Here is a 16494-nt window from a genome sequence, read left to right on the forward strand (position 1 = left end):
TGCGTCCTCGGGCGGGGGCTTCGGCGGGGCGGGTTCGCGGCGGTGTCATGACATCCATCCAACCACAATTTGCACAACATCGAACGACGTTCTACTCTCGAACCACGTTCCATTATCGAACGACGTTCGTCCACCGAACCGCGTTCCATGTTGAGCGTCCCGTCACGACCGGCGACGCTCCGAAAGGAGGCCGGCCATGACTACGACACCCATCGCGCCCGCCGCATCCCGTACCTATCCGTCCCTGCGTGCGGCCTGGATTCCCCTGGCCGCGCTGTGCCTGGCCTTCTTCGTCGAGATGGTCGACAACACGCTGCTCTCGATCGCGCTGCCCACCATCGGCCGCGATCTCGGCAGCGGCACGACCGCCCTGCAGTGGGTCACCGGCGCCTACTCCCTGACGTTCGGCGGTCTTCTGCTCACAGCGGGTTCCATCGCCGATCGCTTCGGACGCCGCCGCGTACTGCTGGTCGGCCTCGCCGGGTTCGGCCTGCTGAGCCTGGCCGTCATAGCCGTGAACTCCACCGGGCAGCTCATCGCCCTGAGAGCCGCGCTCGGCATCGCCGCCGCGGCCATGGCGCCCATCACCAACTCGCTCGTCTTCCGCCTCTTCGACGACCAGGCGCTGCGCATGCGCGCCATGACCCTGATGATCGTCGTCGGCATGTCGGGGTTCATCCTCGGCCCGCTCCTGGGCGGCACCGCGCTCGCCCACGTGAGCTGGCAGTGGCTCCTGCTGATCAACGCACCGATCGCGCTGATCGCGGCCATCGGCGTGCGGTTCGGCGTCGCCGCGGACCAGCCGGACGGTCTGACCAACGACCGGCTCGACCTGCCCGGCGCCGCCTTGAGCGTGCTCACCATCGGCCTGGCCTGCTACGCGCTGACCAGCGGCGTCGAGCACGGCTGGCTCTCCACGGCCACCGTCGTCTCGGTCCTCGGCGCCGTGGCCGCGGCCATCGGGTTCGTACGGCACGAGCGTCGCAGCGAGGCGCCGATGCTGGACCTCAAGGTCTTCTCCAGCGGTACCGTCCGGGGCGCCGCCATCGCCCAGATCGGCACGTCCATCGCGATGGCCGGCGTGATGTTCGGGCTCATCCTGCACTTCCAGTACGCCTACGGGTGGAGCCCGGTGCGGGCCGGCCTGGCGAACCTGCCGATGATCGTGACCATGATCGTCGCGACTCCGCTGTCGGAATGGCTCGCGAAGAGGTTCGGGCACCGCATCGCCTGCCTGGTCGGCGCGGCCTGCCTGGCCGGTGCGCTGGCCGGTCTCGCCTGGGGTGTGGAGCACGGGTACGCGGCCATCGCCCTCTGCATGGTCGTGATGACCATCGGGCTGCGCACCGTCATGACGATCTGCGCCATCGCGCTGGTCGACGCCATGCCGGAGAACCGCACCTCGATCGGCACGGCGCTCAACGACACCGCGCAGGAGGTCGGCACGAGCGTCGGCACCGCCATCGTCGGCACGATGATCGCCGCCCTGGTCACCACCCAGCTGCCCGCGGGCGTCTGGAGCAGCAGCCTCGTGCAGTCCTTCTTCCACGGCGAGCGGATCACCTACGCCGTACTGGCGGTGGTCGTCGGCCTGGTCGCGGCGGGCGGCGCCGCCACCCTCACCGACTCGCACTCCGTCGAGGAGCCTGCCTGAGCAACGGGCCCTGCGGCACCGACCTCCGCGGACGGCGACACCCATGCCTACCGGCGCCGACTGCCGACCGGTGTATGGCAGTCGGCGCCGACGCGGTACGCACAACGCGTACGGGATGCACGCCGCATCGACCTCATCACGCTGTCCGGCTTCTCACCTCATCGCGCTACTCGCTCTGACTCTCGGCGTGCACGCGAGGCTCCGGCCGCCAACAGCACGCCCACCAATACGGCGGCGGAGGCCGCCGATACCGCTGCAGTCGCACGAACAGCCTGGGACACGTCATCCACTGCTGTACGCGTCCCGTCATCCATCACGCATACGGTCCGCAAGGTGAGGAACTGGACGTCATAGTCCACGGCCCCCTCAACCTGCTCCCTGCACGGGTGGTTGTACGGGAACGGAGACGAATCCGCCCCACCGTCCTGCGCGACGGCCACGGTCGACATCAGGCCCACGACTCCCCACGAATAGGCGGCCGTAGCCGAGGCCGCACACAGGAACGCGGCTGCCACGACCGGGCGGCGCCATCCGCACCCGGACCAGCGCGGGTCCCCCGGCAGGGCAACTCCGAGGCCCCGGAACATCAAGAACAGGACCAATGCGACGGCAGCGAGAAACACCACCGGTATGAGGAGGATCAAGACGGCCCCTTCTCGCGAGCTCCGCGATCAGCGTTCGGCAGACGAGGATGCCGCCCAGACAGTAAACCCCCGAACGCCCCATGCCGGGCGGTACTTTCGCCCACGATGCGCGGTCCCGCTGAACTTCGTACGCCGGGGCCCGGGGCGGGTCGTCGACTCGGAGGAGGCGGTGTGAAGGGGCGGGCCGACCCGCCCGACCGGCGCACCCGCTGGAGACGTCCGCCCCCCATGGAGCGCGGAGTCGTCGGTGCGTACGTGGCAGTGGTCGGCCCGGCCTCGGACGACGACGCCGTCACGGTGAGGCGGGAGACGGCCGTGACCGGAAGGTGCGACGGTAGGCGTCCGGGGGCACGCCCACCGTCCGGTTGAAGTTGCGGCGCAGTGTCGTGGCCGTACCCATGCCGGTGGCGGCCGCGATGGTGTCGACGGTGTCGTCCGTGGTTTCCAGCAACTCCTGTGCGTGCCGTATCCGTTGGACGAGCAGCCACTGCAGCGGTGTGGCGCCGGTGACCGCCCTGAAGTGGCGCCCCAGGTGGCGGGAGCTCATCCCGGCCTGGCGCGCCAGGTCGTCCACGGTGAGCGGTTGGTCCAGGCGCCGCATCACCCACGGGAAGAGCCCGGCGAGTGGGTGGCTGTCGGGGGCCGGGACGGGGGTGGTGACGAACTGGGCCTGACCGCCGTCCCGATGGGGCGGCACCACCAGGCGCCTGGCGAGGGTGTTGGCGACCGACGAGCCGTGGTCGAGGCGGACGAGGTGCAGGCACAGGTCCATGGCGGCGGCCTTGCCCACGGAGGTGAGGACGCGGCCGTTGTCCACGTAGAGGACGTCCGGGTCGACCTCCACCCGAGGATGGCGCTCGGCCAGCACCTGAGTGTGGGCCCAGTGCGTGGTGGCCCGCTCGCCGTCGAGCAGGCCGGCCGCGGCCAGCACGAAAGCCCCCGTACACAGGGAGGCCACCCGCGCGCCCGCCTCATGGGCCGTGCGTACCGCGTCGACCAGCTCGGCCGGCGGATTTACGTCGATGTCGGCCCAGCCGGGGACGATCACGGTGTCGGCGCGCGCGAGTTGATCGAAACCGTGGTCGGGCTCCAGCCGGAACCGCCCGGCCCGCACAGGACCCGGCCCGCAGACCGCGAGGTCGTACCAGGCGTCGGTCGGGCCGACCGGGTTGCCGCCGAACACCTCGCAGGCCAGCGCCATCTCGAAGTGCAGCATTCCGTCGGTGACGGCCACAGCAACCGTAGTCATGTCCGGAATTGTACGGGCCATGTCGTTCCGGACACTCGTGCCGAGTGCCCTTCTCGACCAGGATCTTCCTTACAGAGCACGGCAGTTGAAGCATTCCACTTCATTCGAATACGTCGACGAGTACTGAGTACGAGGAGAACCCATGGGATCGGGCCAGACGGTTACGGTGTTCGGCGCGTACGGGCACACCGGGCGGTTCGTTGTGGCGGAGCTGCGGACGCGTGGGTTCCGCCCGGTGCTGAGCGGCCGCGACGCCGACAAGCTGAAGACTTTGGCCTACGAGACCGGGTTCGACGCCCTCGACGTCCGCCCGGCGACCGTCGACGACCCGGCATCACTGGATCGCGCGCTGGCCGGCAGTGCGGCGGTCATCAACTGCGCCGGCCCATTCGCCACGACGTCCGCCCCGGTGATCGAGGCGGCGCTGCGGGCCGGTGTCCCGTATCTCGACGTGGCGGCCGAGATCGAGGCGAACATCGACACCTTCACGCACTTCCCCGACCGGGCGCGGGACGCACACGCGGTGATCGTCCCGGCGATGGCCTTCTTCGGCGGCTTCGGCGACCTGCTGGCCACCGCGGCCATGGGCGACTGGACATCGGCCGACGAGGCGCACGTCGCGTACGGGCTGAGCAGCTGGCACCCCACGACCGGGACGCGCACCGCGGGTGCGGTGTCCCGGGAGCGACGGGACGGTCGGCGCGTCCGCTACTCGGGCGGGCGCCTGGAACACCGCCACGACGCGGCGCCGACTCTGGAGTGGGACTTCCCCGCGCCGATGGGCCGCCGCGCCGTCGTCGGGGAGTTCACGATGGCCGACGTCGTGACGCTGCCCAGTCATCTGACCATCCCCGAGGTGCGCACCTACATGACCGTCGAGGCGGCCCGGGACATCGCCGCACCCGAGACGCCGACACCGACTGCGGTCGACGAACACGGCCGCTCCGACCAGACGTTCGTCGTCGACGTTGTCGTCCGCTCGGGCGGCACGGAACGGCGCGCCGTGGCCCGCGGCCAGGACATCTACGCCGTCACCGCGCCCCTGGTCGTGGAGGCGGTCGACCGCGTCCTCACCGGACGGACCAGGACGGTCGGAGTCGCCTCCGCCGGCGAGCTCTTCAACGCCCCCGACTTCCTTCGGGCGCTGGCTCCGCACATCACCGTGGAACTGGGACGGTAGCGGACAGGCGGGGGAACAGCGGCTGTGCTGCGGGCAGCAGCCCGTCGACCGCGTCAATACATCGGTTGCCCCCCCCTGAAGCCGTCTATACCGCGCACTCTGGCATCCGGTCGACATTCGTCTGCACGTCCGTCGAGCGGCAACCAAGCGCAGTACCACACACCGGCACCGTCGCTCGGAGCTCCGGACCGTTTCACGTGACGGGGTCAGATCGGCTCTCGCAGTGAGGCCGTCCACCACGAGTCCGTGGGAGTGCGGGCGATGCCGTCGAGTTCGTACTCGATGAGGTCGATGATCCCGCGGGCCTCGGCTTCGCTGTTCAGCGAACCCAGGTGCGCAAAGTCGGCGCAGTACCGGGAGGCCATGGCGAGGAACGTCGGGAGGTCGGGCGCGATCCAGGCAATGTACTCGTCCAGGTCCGGTTCGTCGTCGAGGTCCCCATAGAGGGCCTGGAGGTCGAAGTCCGGGCTCCTCCTGCCTGGGTCGCCGCGGTCTTCGTCCGGATGGAACGGCTCCAGGGCCAGCTCTTCGATCTCCTCGGCAGGCGGCGGGTCCAACTCCGACGGCATCCGGTAGACGATCCCCGTCGCCCCCTCGACGACAAGTCTGCCCTCCTGCAGAAACCCGATCACGATCAGGAACTCGTCCTCACCTGAAGGGTCCTGAACGCACTGAGGAGCGTGCAGGGTGAGATCGCCGAACCTGGCCGCGGGGACTCCCGTGGTGATGAGGGTGTCGTACGAGGCGTGCGGCTCGAAAGTCTGTGGAAGGACCTCGGGGCGCAGCCGGTGGAAGTCGGAGGGGACGAAACTCGCGTAGTCCGGATGCCGCTCCACCTGGGGCGCCTGGTCAGTGAAGGCGGCATGCACGGGGAAATGCGCAGCAGCCGACCGCTCCGGAGCACGACAGGCTGGACCAAGGGGATCGGCCACCGCGGAGCGGACGGCGAACACCCCGCCGGGTGCCGCGAAGAGGGTCAGACCGCGCCCGGGGACGGCCAAGTGGTGGGTGACCAGAGACCGGTTGAGACTGCTCGGCTCGTACGGCTGCCACCCCAGCAGGGCGTTGCTCCGCGCCACGGGCCACGGCTGCGACCGTCCGGGGCCGGGCTCCTCGCCCCTGAGCGGACCGGCCAGGAGTTCGCCCGTCTCCACGTCCCAGACCCAGTAGGCGGCACGCTTGCGGTGACCGTCGTGACCGAGCACCGCGAGGCGTCCGTCTGCCGCCCAGTCCTTGGGCAGGAGGCGCAGCTCCTTGAGGTGGCCGGGAAGCGGGTCGGTGCGCAGCACCGCGCCGGGTGGCCGCCAGTGCTGCCAGACGACCGCCCAGGGGCGTGCGAGGTCTGCCCCCTCGATGGCTGCGACACAGTCCGCGTCGCCTTGGGCGGTCGCGGAGAGGTGCAGCCAGGCTGCCCACTCGCCCTGGTTCGCGGGGCGTACGCCGGCCAGTGCCAGTTGGAGCGCGTAGCGGACCGGCCGCGGCAGTCGCTCCCTGGATGCGGACGCAGCTTGCAGAACCTCAGCCATGTCCGCGTGGAGCAGCGCCACGACATCGGTAGGGACTTCTGGCATATCGAGCAAAGACCTCCGCTTTCGATCGGGCCTGGACGAAGAGCTGTCCCACAATGATCGTGCGGAACCGCGTTACAGGCCCCCGACGGTTGGTCCCGGAGTCAGTCAAGGCCGATTGCCCGCGCATCCCGCCCCAGACCTTGACCGCACCCACTCCATCGCCCACAGCGCCTATGACCTTGCCCGGGTCGACCTCCACCTGCAGGCCCAGCTTGCCGCCCACGCCCAGCGCGGCAACCACGTCCCCGCCGACACCAACTTGCCTCCCTGCAAGCCGACATCGACATGTGCCGAGACGCCGGCACCGGCACCGGCGAATGCCTGCGCCTTGCCTGACACCGAGGCAACTACCGGTTCGCACACAGGGTTTGTCCGCGAACCGAAGGGCACCCTGAACCCCATGACCCGCAACGGGAAGACGTGCTACTACCCATACGCATAGGTCACAGAGTGAGGGGTCCGATGGGAACCTCCGGAGCAGCCGAAGCCCGCGCCAAGAAATCTCTCGGCCTGTCCTTCGTGCTGGCCGCGCTACTCAACTTGGCAGATGCAGTATGGAATCCGTCGATTTCTCTGTGGCCTGCCGTGCGAATCGGCGCTTCCACACTCTTCACGATCGCCCTGGTCGCGTACCTGGTGTTGTGGATTTCTCGCAAAAGAAGAAGAGCTTCTGATTCCTCGGCTGCCGGAGGAGACTGAAGAAGCCAACCCCTCCCTGCCGCACTTCCAGGTTTCTACATTTGGAGCGCGGGGCGGCAGGTCGCTTCGAACGCAGTAAGCGGCAGCTAAGAACCCGCCAATAGACGGGGGATCGCCAGCTCCTCCATGCGGAAAGGTTGCCACAATGCCCAATGTCGAATGGTCGGTCGAGCAGCGTGCGGCCGTGAAACGATGGATGCTCTTCGCCACCGTCTTCGCGGCAGCGGGCATATTTCTGTCCGTGTTCCTCATCGTCTCGGGCAACTCAGGAGGTTGGGTGCTCCTCGTACTGACGCTGTGCATCTTCGGAGCGGGAAATCTCTTCGTCGGCAACATTCGGAGAAGCCAACCGAAATGACATTGCAGGGATGCGCGGGGGAAACGAGACAAGCATTAAAGGCTGTCCCACAATGCATCAGCAGGCGCAGCGGGCTCACTCAGCGGTCCGGCCATCGATACTTCATGTCTGGCGGTGAGCACCCTCCCCGACACCTGTCGTGGTGCACAGTGACGGCCCGACCTCCGCAGAAATCGATCACAGCTGCCGGCCCGCCCGGGCATGATGGGCGGACAGGCCCTCACCGAGACTGGATGAGCGAGCCGAGGATGGAGCGCGCCCCATGAAGGAATGGCAGGACGACGAGTACTGCCTCTTCATCAACGGAGGAGAGGGGTCAGGCCTTTGGGCAGTACTGGCCGACTTCTCGGAGACCGAGGACGAGGAGGAGTGGCGGACACACATTCCCGACAACCCGCACTGACGCGCGGTGCTGCCGTCCGGGGGCCGTTCGACCGGGGCGGGCGATCTTACGGTGCCGCGATGCGGCGTGGAGCGACACGGCGAACGGGGCGCGTACACGGCCCGTTTGACGCCTCGGACGGGACACTGGATTGGCTCGTCGACCGCTGCAACAGGCCGTGGCGAATGCGAAACCCGCGTTCGGTGCGTGCGGAGGTCCCTGTGGGCCCGAAGGGGGTTTCTCATGACCAACAGGCCGGGAAATGAGCCGGGTTCGGGTTCCGGACCGGGACCGGGGCGGGACGATCGGGAGATCGACAACTCGGAGCTGATGGACGTCGCGCAGGATCCGGAGCAGGCCCGCAGCCTCCACAACGCGCTGCGCACGCTGGCCGACAACCCCAGTGCGGGCGGCCCCCTCTAGGAGATGGCCAAGGGCATCCTGTCGGGACGTATGGGCATGACCGACGCCATCAAGGACCAGCGCGACATGGATGCGCTCGGCGACCGGATGACCGAGATCCGCCGGGCCGCGGAGTCGCAGACCATGGAGGACCGCGAGGCCGAGCGCGAGAAGCGCGAGCAGTGGGAGCACAAGCGGGCCCAGGAGGAGCGCAAGGAGCGCGCCGAGGAGGACGGCCCCTCGACGGATCTGTTCACGGGGTCGAAGAAGCGGGGTCGTGGACACAGGGGTTGAGGGGATGTCTGTGGCCACGGGTACGCTGTCACTGACATGAAACGGACCTGAACCGGCCGCTTGGCGGCGTCGGTTGGGCACGGGGGAGGAACCGTCATGGGCGACGGATTCAGGAGCAGTCCGGAGACACTGCGGACCGAGGGGAAGAGTTTCTCCGAGATCGGCAGGGACTTCTATCAGGCGACCAACAGGTTGCGCAGCGGCCTCGCCGCGCAGGGGGACGGCGGAGGCGGCGGGGGCCAGCCCCCCAAGGACATGTCCGTCGGGGGTTTCGTCGAGGACGCCTGGAAGGGCATGACCTCCTTCGCCGACAAGCAGGGCACCCCGCCCTGGGGTGACGACGAGCTCGGCGAGAAGTTCGGCGTGGTCTACGAAGGCCTGCGCGACGGCATGACCGACTCGATGGATCACCTGGCCACGAAGCTCAACGAGATCGGCAAAGCGCTGGAACGGATGGCCAAGAACCACGAGGAGAACGAGGAGTTCAACGAGGCGCTGGTCAAGGAGCAGACGCCGGAGAACCAGTTCGGAGGCGACATCCGGTCGTTCAAGTCCCTGGGCCCTTCGGGCCCTGCGGGTTCCTCGAGCACGTGACACGGGCCGTACGGACGGCCGTTCGGCCCGTACACGCAACCGCCCACAAGACCGCCCCATCAGCGACAGGAGCACGTCCGTGTCACAGCCCGGCGCGCCGGAACCGGTCCAGCCCGTCCCCACCACCGCCGACGAGGCGCTCGCCGCCGCGCGGTCGCGGTTCGAAGTGCTCGACACGGCAGGAAACCCGGCACCGCTGCACGTGGTGGAGTTCGACACCGGCTTCCTCATCCACGCCGTCATGCCCCCGCCGCCGCCCGGCACTCAGGCGCCGTTGGGCGGCAGCCACATGGTGATCGCGAAGGACGACGGGGCCATCACCTATGTGCCCAACTTCCCGCCGGACTCGGCGATCGAGCTGTACCGCAGCCTGCGGCGGGCCGACAGCTAGGGTGCGCGCCACCTTCAACAGCCGGGTGACGCAGGCGAGTTGAGGGTACTTTGGGGCCGTTGGGTAGGCTCTGGCGTGGGCATGCGCATGGGCATGACTCCGGCAGCAGTCAGGCGAGTGGAGTCGGCCGGTCCGCGGGGCCGGACAACAACACGACATACATGACGACAACGGGGGTCTCGTCGTGGCTTTGATGCTGCCGAACGGGCTTGAGTGGCTGCTCGAGATGTGCGGCTTCGAGTGGCCCACGGGCGACGAAGACAAGATGATGGAGTGCGCCGCCACGTGGCGCCAGTTCGCCATCGACGTGGAAGCCCTTCAGGTCCGCGGCATGACCGCCGCGGGCAACGTTCTCGGCGAGAACGCCGGGGACTCCATCGACGGCTTCAACAAGACCTGGGAGAAGTTCGCCGGCGGCTCGGGCTACTTCGACGACGCCCGCCAGGGCGCCGAGTTGATCGCCGTCTGCATGGACGCCGCGGCGATGCTCATCATCGGGCTGAAGATCGCGGTGATCGCCCAGTTGGTCATCCTGGCGGTCGAGATCGCCGCGGCCCAGGCCGCCGCCCCCTTCACCCTGGGCCTGTCCGAGATCGGCGCGATGGGCGCGGCCGCCGCCACGCGGATGATCCTGCGCAAACTCCTCAAAGAGATAGCCCAGCAGATCCTGCAAGCGGTGCTGGAGACCGCCAAGGAACCCTTCGTCTCCGCCCTCGAAGCGATGGTCTCCGACGTGGTCGCCCAGACCGTCGAGCAGAACTTCGGCAAGCAGTCGGGCTACGACCTGGGCCGCACCGCCAAGACGGGTTACGAAGAGGGCAAGGACGCCCTGAAGAACTCCGGTTCCACCTTCGGCGAGTCCCTGCGGGACGGCGCCGGGTCGCGGGCCGGGCACGGTGCGCGTGGCGGGCTGACCGGTGGCGGGAACGACGCCGACGCGAGTGCGTCGGGAGCCGGCAGCGACAACTCACCCAGCTCTCCCAGCTCTTCCGGCTCACCCAGCTCTCCGGGCTCACCCTCGAACGACAACTCGCCGTCGAGTGGGCCCAGTTCGCCGAGTGCACCGAGTTCGCCGAGCAACTCCCCCAGCTCGCCCGGCTCGCCGTCGGGTGAGGGTCCTTCGCCGAGCAACTCCCCTGCACCGAGCGGCAACGAGTCGGGGCGCACGGCTCCGGACATCGGCAGCCAGACGCCGTCGTCGGATTCGCCGTCGGATCCCTCGAGTTCGCCGGCCGGCGGCCGCCCGGACTCTTCTGACCCTTCGTCCCCGTCGTCCCCGTCGTCGTCCGGGCCCGCGCCGAGCCAGGGCTCCGACGCGCCCAGCCCCTTCGACGTAGGCACACAGGCGTACCGCGACAGCATCAGCACGCCTACGGGCACCGACTCGCCGACACCCGACACGTCGACCCCTGACACGTCGACGCCCGGCTCGACCACCCCGGACTCCTCGACGCCCAGCGCGTCCACGCCCGACGCGCCGTCCGCCGACCCGTCCACGGCCAACTCCTCCCCGGACACGTCCACTTCGCCCGGCACGACGGGGTCGAACATCGAGGGTGGCCCGACCCCGGTCCCTGATACGTCCACGCCCGAGACCTCCACGCCCAACACGTCCACGCCCGATTCCGCCCGACCGGAGGGCTCACCGGAGAACCCGCCGAGCCCGGGGCCCGGCAACGATCCGTCCGCGCCCGGCCAGGGCGCGTCGATCCCGGAACAGTCGATCCCGGACCAGCGGGGCAACGAGCCCACGCCGGAGCCGGCCCCGACCCCGGCCCCGGCCCCGGCCCCGGCCCCGGCCCCCGACAACTCCAGCCCCGCCCCGGGCGCACAGCAGGTCGACCGCGACTCGGTCACCACCATGCCCGCCGCAGCCGAAAGTCCCACACCGGGCGCCTCCTCCGACGGCAACAGCGACGACAACCAGAACCAGGGCACCGGCCGTGGCGCGATGCCTAGCGGTGCCATGCCCGGCAACGCCCCCACCGCGCACGCGAGCCCTGGCCAGGGCCACACTCCGACACCGTCGTCGCAGACCCCGAACACCCCTGACAACGACGACATCACCCTCATGGGCGGCGCCGCCACGGCGACGCCCCCGGCCCCCGCCGACACGGCCACCCCGCAGCAGACGGCCCCGCCATCCACGGCACCCTCGGCGACGCCTGCCGGGGCCATGCCCCCGCCGACGGCCGGCTCCATCCCTACGCAGACCCCGTCGACGACCGACGGCCCCAGGACGGCACCGCGCTCCACGACGCCCGGCACGACCACGCCGCACACGGAACAGGCCACCACCCGTCCCACCACGCCGCGGGACACCGACCGGCCGCGTCCCACGACGCCGCCGCGCGAGGAGCGCCCGCGCACCGAGAGGCCCACCCGCCCGACCACGCAACCTCGCGGCGAACAGCCGTCGAACCGCCGGACGGACCGCCCGACCGACCACCGGTCCCCCGCCGAGCCCGCGGCCACCCCACCGAACAACCAACAGCCGGACCACCAGCAGCCGGCCGACACCGACCAGACACCCGGTCACACACCCGACCCGACGCACGCCGCACACCAGCCCACGGCCGACGACAGCACAAGCACGCCCCAGCACCCCACCGCGCCTCCCTCCCCACCCCAGGCGGACAACCTCTCGGACATCCGCAACGACCTGAACATCCCGCACGAGGGCCTCACCACACCCGAGCCCGTCCACCAGCAGGACCTGGAGAACGCCCACCCGAGGAACCCCGACGGCACCCCGCAGGTGTTCGCGGACCCGCGACAAGGGAACTGGGCGGCACTCCAGAACGACGGCGGCCCGGGTGTACCCGGCAGGTCCAACAACTGCGCGGACTGCACCCGTTCGTTCCTCGAGACCTGGTTCGGCCGTCCGACTGTGTCCGCCCCGCGCACCCTGGACCGCAACCCGGACGGCAGCCTGAACAGGTTCTCGGCGGAGCGCGACTCGGTCGAGAACCAGGAACGTTGGGCCGGCGCCCCCAGCACGTACGCGGGTGATGACCACCCCAGCCCGTACGCGCGCATCTCCCACGAACTGACGCAGGCCGGGCACGGCTCGGCGGCCATGATCGCCGTCAACTGGCCCGGCGGTGGCGGCCACGCGTTCGCCGCGGTCAACCACAACGGCCAAGTCCTGTTCGTGGACCCGCAGACGGGCGTCGTCAGCGAGAACCCGATCCACCTGGGCGCCAAGGAAGTCTTCTACACACCCCTGGACGCGGACCGGAACCCGATCACTCCGTACTTCCTGGCCCCGCCCGCCGACAACACCACACCCAGCACCGACTCGACCACAAACCAGCCGACGTCCAACGCCCAGTCGGGCACCGTACCAACCGCGGACGGTCCAACACCCGCCGACGACAACGACGCGGACACCAGGGACCAGGACGCCCAGGACAGGCAGGACACGCAGGACAGGCAGGACGACACCCGACAGCCCGAGTCGGAGCACCAGGACTCCCCGCCCCCGGACTCCCGGGAACCCGACCCGATCCTCCCCGCCACCGAAACCCGTCCCTCCGGCCCGCCGGACGGCTACGACGACCCCACCGACGCCGACAACCGCGCACAGCAGGAACGCTTCCCCCGCAACGAGGACGGCTCGTTCCAGCACGCCCCCGACCCCCGCGACGGCACGTGGCTCAACGACATCCGTGGCCAGAACTCCGACGAGTCCGGCCGCGACGTCAACTGCCCCGACGGAGCACTGGCGTTCGTCGATTCCTACGCGGGCAACCCCACGGTCGCCGCCCGCCGCAGCCCGAACGAGGACGGCACCCCCGCCGACACCCCCGAGCCGGGCGGCCGCGACCGCATCGAGAACACGCTGGGCGCCCAGTTCAGCGACTTTGGCGACGGCCGCGACGCGTACGACAACCTGGAGTCCACCCTCCTCAACGAGGGCCACGGCGCACAGGCCGTGATCATCACGCAGAACGACGACGGCCGCGCCCACGCCTGGAACGTGGTCAACCACAACGGCCAGATCGTCTACGCCGACCAGCAGACCGGCCAGAGCAGTACCACCCCGCTCCACAACGGCAACAACGGCGTCTTCGCCATCCCCCTGGACGCGAGCCGCCGCCCCATCGACCCGGCCAACCCGCCCACCGCACAGAGCCAGAGCCAGAGCCAGACCGCAGCTGCGCCGCACAGCCCGGCCGGACGGACGAGCCGGCCCACAGGCCCGACCGACCCCCAACGCAGCGCGGACGCAACCCGTGCCCATCGCAACCAGAGCCTCCCCAGCGCGGAGACCGCGAACCAACAGCACGCGAACCTCCCTCCGGACGGCTCACAGCAACAACTCCGGCGGGAGCGCAACGTCCACCGGATCGCGCTGGACCCGGTCCACGACCAAATGCGCGCCTGGGCCGCACCCCACGGAGATCCGCCCTCCTCCCCCTTGCGCGAGCTCCTCCAGGAGTCCCTGTCCCGCCGACAGGATCACGTAGAGGCCGCGCGACAGGTCCGCGATGCGAAGCATGCGATCGACGACGCCAAGAGCGAGTCCGCCGCCGCCAAGCGGGCGCTGAAGAAGGCGGCCCCGGAGGACCGGGCGGCCGCCCAACAGCGCCTGGCCGACGCCAAGAACGCCGTGTCGGAGGCGAGGCGGGCGCACAAGGAGATACTGCGGGCGCACCGGGACAACGTCTCGATGCCCTATACGAACTTCACCGACAGCGACCTGCGCCGTCACCTCGACCCGGCGTGGTCGAACATGAACGATGGTGACCGCTACGCGGCGCTCGCGACGCTCGGCCGGATGAGCCACTCATTCCACGCGAACAACGCGGTGGACGCGAGCCCGGAGCCCTCACGCAACAACGACCCGTACGCCGACGCTCCACCGAAGAAGAACAAGCAGCCCGACCCGGCGCACGACCACCACGAGTCCATCGCCTCCTCCCGCCGGGAGGCCTCGGCCCGCCCGAAGGACGACATCCCGCCGGACATGCGGGACCTGCTGGACGCGACCGAGCGCAACTCCCCGGACTTCTCCGACAAGAACTACGCGGTCGTGGAGGTCGTCGACGAGCACGGCGAGAGCCACTACATCATCGACTCCTCGGTCCCGGCCGCCTCGGACGCCGTACGTCCCCGGCACTCGGAGACGCACATCCTGGAGTCGCTCCGGCTGCGCAACAACGACCGGGCCGCCGAGGGCCTGCCCCCGTACCGAGTCGCCGGCCTCTACACGGAGCGGGAGCCCTGCGGCCTACGCGCGGGCAACTCCGGCCACGCGGACTGCTCCGACACGATCCGCAACTCGACGGCGATGCACGGCGTCCCCGTCCACTACAGCACGACATACCGCACCGACCCGCAACGCCAGACCCTCCTCGACCAGCGACGCGCCGAACTCCGCCGCACCGAGGGCCTGTCCGAGGCGGAGGCCAAGAAGCGCACCGAGGGCTTCAAGACGCCGAACCGCCAGCTCATGGACGAGGAAATTCAGCACCACCTGGACTTCGTCGAAGACCTCGTCCAAACCCTGTCTGACCAGAACCACCCCCACCGCACACCCCCGGCGTCCCCGGCCGGCACAGATCGCCGCCCACCGGCCGACCCGGCCGGCACCTCCCGCCGTCCCGCCGCCGACCCCGCGGGCACGCCCACCGACAACCTGGGCGACAGCGGGCGCACAGGCGAGCACACCAACACTGCAAACCCGCCTGCCGACGAGCCTCGCGCGAGTTCGCCTGCCTCAGACGGACAGCCCAAGAAGTCGGGCCTGTTCAAACAAGCCCTGGAACACATCTTCCCGTCAGGACGTGGCGAGCCCACTGAGCTCACCACTGAGGTGGACCAGCCGCGCTTCGGCAACCACCAGAAACTGCCGGACTTCCAGCCCGACCGGTATGGCACTCCACTGGATCGTGATGACGGGACACGGATGCCGCTGTTCGACGGGCCTCCGTCACGTGAGCAGACCCAGCAGGGCGCCATCGGCGACTGCGGCATCATCGCTGTCATGGGCGCCGTCGCAAGCAGGTACCCGGAGCGCATCCAGGACCTGATCCACGAGACGGAAGACGGCAACTACGAGGTCCGCTTCCACGAAGCCGCACGCAACGACCATGGCCACCATGCTCCGACGGGGCGCATCTTGACGGTCCGGGTCACTCCCGAACTTCCCGTACACAGCGAACTCCCGAAGCACACTCCCTACGCCAACGCCCACACGGTGGGCGTAGCCTGGCCGGCGATCATGGAGAAGGCCATTGCCGGACTGGACCAGTTCTGGAGCGAGGAGAAGCGCGACCATGAGGCGCAGTTTCCCCGCAACAAGGACTTCGATGGCAACCTACTCTCCGGCTACTCCCGCATTACTCAGGGCTCCTCGTCGGGCGAACGCGCCGAGCTGCTCACCCAGCTCACTGGGCAAACGTCGGAGAACCACGAAATTCCCACACAGTACGACATGCATGGCCGTAGCCCGGACAAACAACTCCTCACCCACCTGCGGGAACTCATCGAAAGCGGCAGGCCGATCATCATCGGCACCCGCTCTCAGGGCACCGAAGCAGAGAGCGAAATGGAGAAGGGGCTGCGCAGTTCGCACGCCTACGAGATCGTTTCAGTCGATGACAGGGCCTTGATTCAGTTGCGCGATCCACACAACGACGGGGATCCACAACCTCTAACCGTCAAGGAGTTCAAGAAGTACTGCACCACCAGATACACGACACTGGAGGACGAAAAGTGAGTTTGGATAAAATTGGCCTCTGGCATGGAATTCAACAAGACATGGGGAACGCCCGGTGCTCAGTACGGGATATCTATAGAGACACCGACCAATCCGTGAAGGTCAAACTCGGCGTCGTTGTCGGCGGAGGGACGGGGAGGCAGGACCACACTCTTCAACTCGGAGATACCTTCCCTGTGGGCGACGATACCTGGAAGCTCGCCGAGTTGACCGGTTGGCCAAGTGAGGACGACTGGCTCGTCGTCCTGCGCCGCGTAACGAGCACCCCACCCGCGTGAATCCTCCACCGTCCAGCCAGGTCGGCCGCACAGGAAGTGCGGCCGGCCCCACCATGCTGGATTTCCCCGGG

The 16494-nt window shown here is 69.0% G+C and carries 13 protein-coding genes; 11 read left to right on the plus strand and 2 right to left on the minus strand.

Going from position 1 to position 16494, the window contains the following annotated elements:
- The first annotated feature begins 196 nt into the window (after nt 1-196).
- On the plus strand, nt 197-1654 hold the full coding sequence (locus ACOKM3_RS03440; protein ID WP_426896738.1) for an MFS transporter: 1458 nt from the start codon (nt 197-199) through the stop codon (nt 1652-1654).
- A 936-nt stretch (nt 1655-2590) separates the two neighbouring features.
- On the opposite strand, the gene ACOKM3_RS03445 is transcribed toward ACOKM3_RS03440, so the two are convergent.
- Entirely contained in the window at nt 2591-3547 is a 957-nt protein-coding gene (locus ACOKM3_RS03445; RefSeq protein WP_426896740.1) for a helix-turn-helix domain-containing protein, read from the minus strand.
- Between the two features lie 142 nt (nt 3548-3689).
- Here ACOKM3_RS03445 and ACOKM3_RS03450 point away from each other — a divergent pair, with 142 nt between their 5' ends.
- The gene (locus ACOKM3_RS03450; protein ID WP_426896742.1) at nt 3690-4727 is read left to right on the plus strand and encodes a saccharopine dehydrogenase family protein; all 1038 of its coding nucleotides are present in this window, start codon (nt 3690-3692) and stop codon (nt 4725-4727) included.
- 206 nt (nt 4728-4933) lie between these two features.
- Here ACOKM3_RS03450 and ACOKM3_RS03455 read toward each other — a convergent pair whose 3' ends face one another.
- Complete coding sequence (locus ACOKM3_RS03455; protein WP_426896744.1) at nt 4934-6298, minus strand: hypothetical protein; 1365 nt, start codon at nt 6296-6298, stop codon at nt 4934-4936.
- A 462-nt stretch (nt 6299-6760) separates the two neighbouring features.
- Between ACOKM3_RS03455 and ACOKM3_RS03460 the strand changes: the two genes are divergently transcribed.
- The 9 genes from ACOKM3_RS03460 to ACOKM3_RS03500 all read left to right on the plus strand — a co-directional run bounded on the left by ACOKM3_RS03460 (nt 6761) and on the right by ACOKM3_RS03500 (nt 16423).
- A complete protein-coding gene (locus ACOKM3_RS03460; RefSeq protein WP_426896746.1) occupies nt 6761-6997 on the plus strand; it encodes a hypothetical protein in 237 nt (78 codons plus the stop codon).
- Between the two features lie 145 nt (nt 6998-7142).
- Nucleotides 7143-7355 (plus strand): hypothetical protein, encoded by a 213-nt coding sequence (locus tag ACOKM3_RS03465; protein WP_426896747.1) that lies wholly within the window; start codon nt 7143-7145, stop codon nt 7353-7355.
- 262 nt (nt 7356-7617) lie between these two features.
- Entirely contained in the window at nt 7618-7758 is a 141-nt protein-coding gene (locus tag ACOKM3_RS03470) for a hypothetical protein (RefSeq protein WP_327665326.1), read from the plus strand.
- A gap of 222 nt (nt 7759-7980) precedes the next feature.
- A complete protein-coding gene (locus ACOKM3_RS03475; RefSeq protein ID WP_426896750.1) occupies nt 7981-8160 on the plus strand; it encodes a hypothetical protein in 180 nt (59 codons plus the stop codon).
- Nucleotides 8161-8163: 3 nt separating this feature from the next.
- The gene (locus ACOKM3_RS03480) at nt 8164-8433 is read left to right on the plus strand and encodes a hypothetical protein (RefSeq protein ID WP_426896752.1); all 270 of its coding nucleotides are present in this window, start codon (nt 8164-8166) and stop codon (nt 8431-8433) included.
- A 96-nt stretch (nt 8434-8529) separates the two neighbouring features.
- A complete protein-coding gene (locus ACOKM3_RS03485; RefSeq protein WP_426896754.1) occupies nt 8530-9027 on the plus strand; it encodes a hypothetical protein in 498 nt (165 codons plus the stop codon).
- Between the two features lie 79 nt (nt 9028-9106).
- A complete protein-coding gene (locus ACOKM3_RS03490) occupies nt 9107-9418 on the plus strand; it encodes a hypothetical protein (protein ID WP_426896756.1) in 312 nt (103 codons plus the stop codon).
- A gap of 193 nt (nt 9419-9611) precedes the next feature.
- Entirely contained in the window at nt 9612-16145 is a 6534-nt protein-coding gene (locus tag ACOKM3_RS03495) for a toxin glutamine deamidase domain-containing protein (RefSeq protein ID WP_426906692.1), read from the plus strand.
- A complete protein-coding gene (locus ACOKM3_RS03500) occupies nt 16142-16423 on the plus strand; it encodes a DUF6406 domain-containing protein (RefSeq protein ID WP_426896758.1) in 282 nt (93 codons plus the stop codon). Before ACOKM3_RS03495 ends, ACOKM3_RS03500 begins: the two co-directional genes overlap by 4 nt.
- Nucleotides 16424-16494: the final 71 nt, after the last annotated feature.

This window comes from Streptomyces nidicola, assembly GCF_050106155.1.
Lineage (GTDB): Bacteria > Actinomycetota > Actinomycetes > Streptomycetales > Streptomycetaceae > Streptomyces.

What these genes read in the sequence shown, in the direction of transcription:
- ACOKM3_RS03440 (WP_426896738.1), top strand. Translation starts at nt 197, where the DNA reads ATGACTACGACACCCATCGCGCCCGCCGCATCCCGTACCTATCCGTCC.
- ACOKM3_RS03445 (WP_426896740.1), bottom strand. Translation starts at nt 3,547, where the DNA reads ATGACTACGGTTGCTGTGGCCGTCACCGACGGAATGCTGCACTTCGAG.
- ACOKM3_RS03450 (WP_426896742.1), top strand. Translation starts at nt 3,690, where the DNA reads ATGGGATCGGGCCAGACGGTTACGGTGTTCGGCGCGTACGGGCACACC.
- ACOKM3_RS03455 (WP_426896744.1), bottom strand. Translation starts at nt 6,298, where the DNA reads ATGCCAGAAGTCCCTACCGATGTCGTGGCGCTGCTCCACGCGGACATG.
- ACOKM3_RS03460 (WP_426896746.1), top strand. Translation starts at nt 6,761, where the DNA reads ATGGGAACCTCCGGAGCAGCCGAAGCCCGCGCCAAGAAATCTCTCGGC.
- ACOKM3_RS03465 (WP_426896747.1), top strand. Translation starts at nt 7,143, where the DNA reads ATGCCCAATGTCGAATGGTCGGTCGAGCAGCGTGCGGCCGTGAAACGA.
- ACOKM3_RS03470 (WP_327665326.1), top strand. Translation starts at nt 7,618, where the DNA reads ATGAAGGAATGGCAGGACGACGAGTACTGCCTCTTCATCAACGGAGGA.
- ACOKM3_RS03475 (WP_426896750.1), top strand. Translation starts at nt 7,981, where the DNA reads ATGACCAACAGGCCGGGAAATGAGCCGGGTTCGGGTTCCGGACCGGGA.
- ACOKM3_RS03480 (WP_426896752.1), top strand. Translation starts at nt 8,164, where the DNA reads ATGGCCAAGGGCATCCTGTCGGGACGTATGGGCATGACCGACGCCATC.
- ACOKM3_RS03485 (WP_426896754.1), top strand. Translation starts at nt 8,530, where the DNA reads ATGGGCGACGGATTCAGGAGCAGTCCGGAGACACTGCGGACCGAGGGG.
- ACOKM3_RS03495 (WP_426906692.1), top strand. Translation starts at nt 9,612, where the DNA reads ATGCTGCCGAACGGGCTTGAGTGGCTGCTCGAGATGTGCGGCTTCGAG.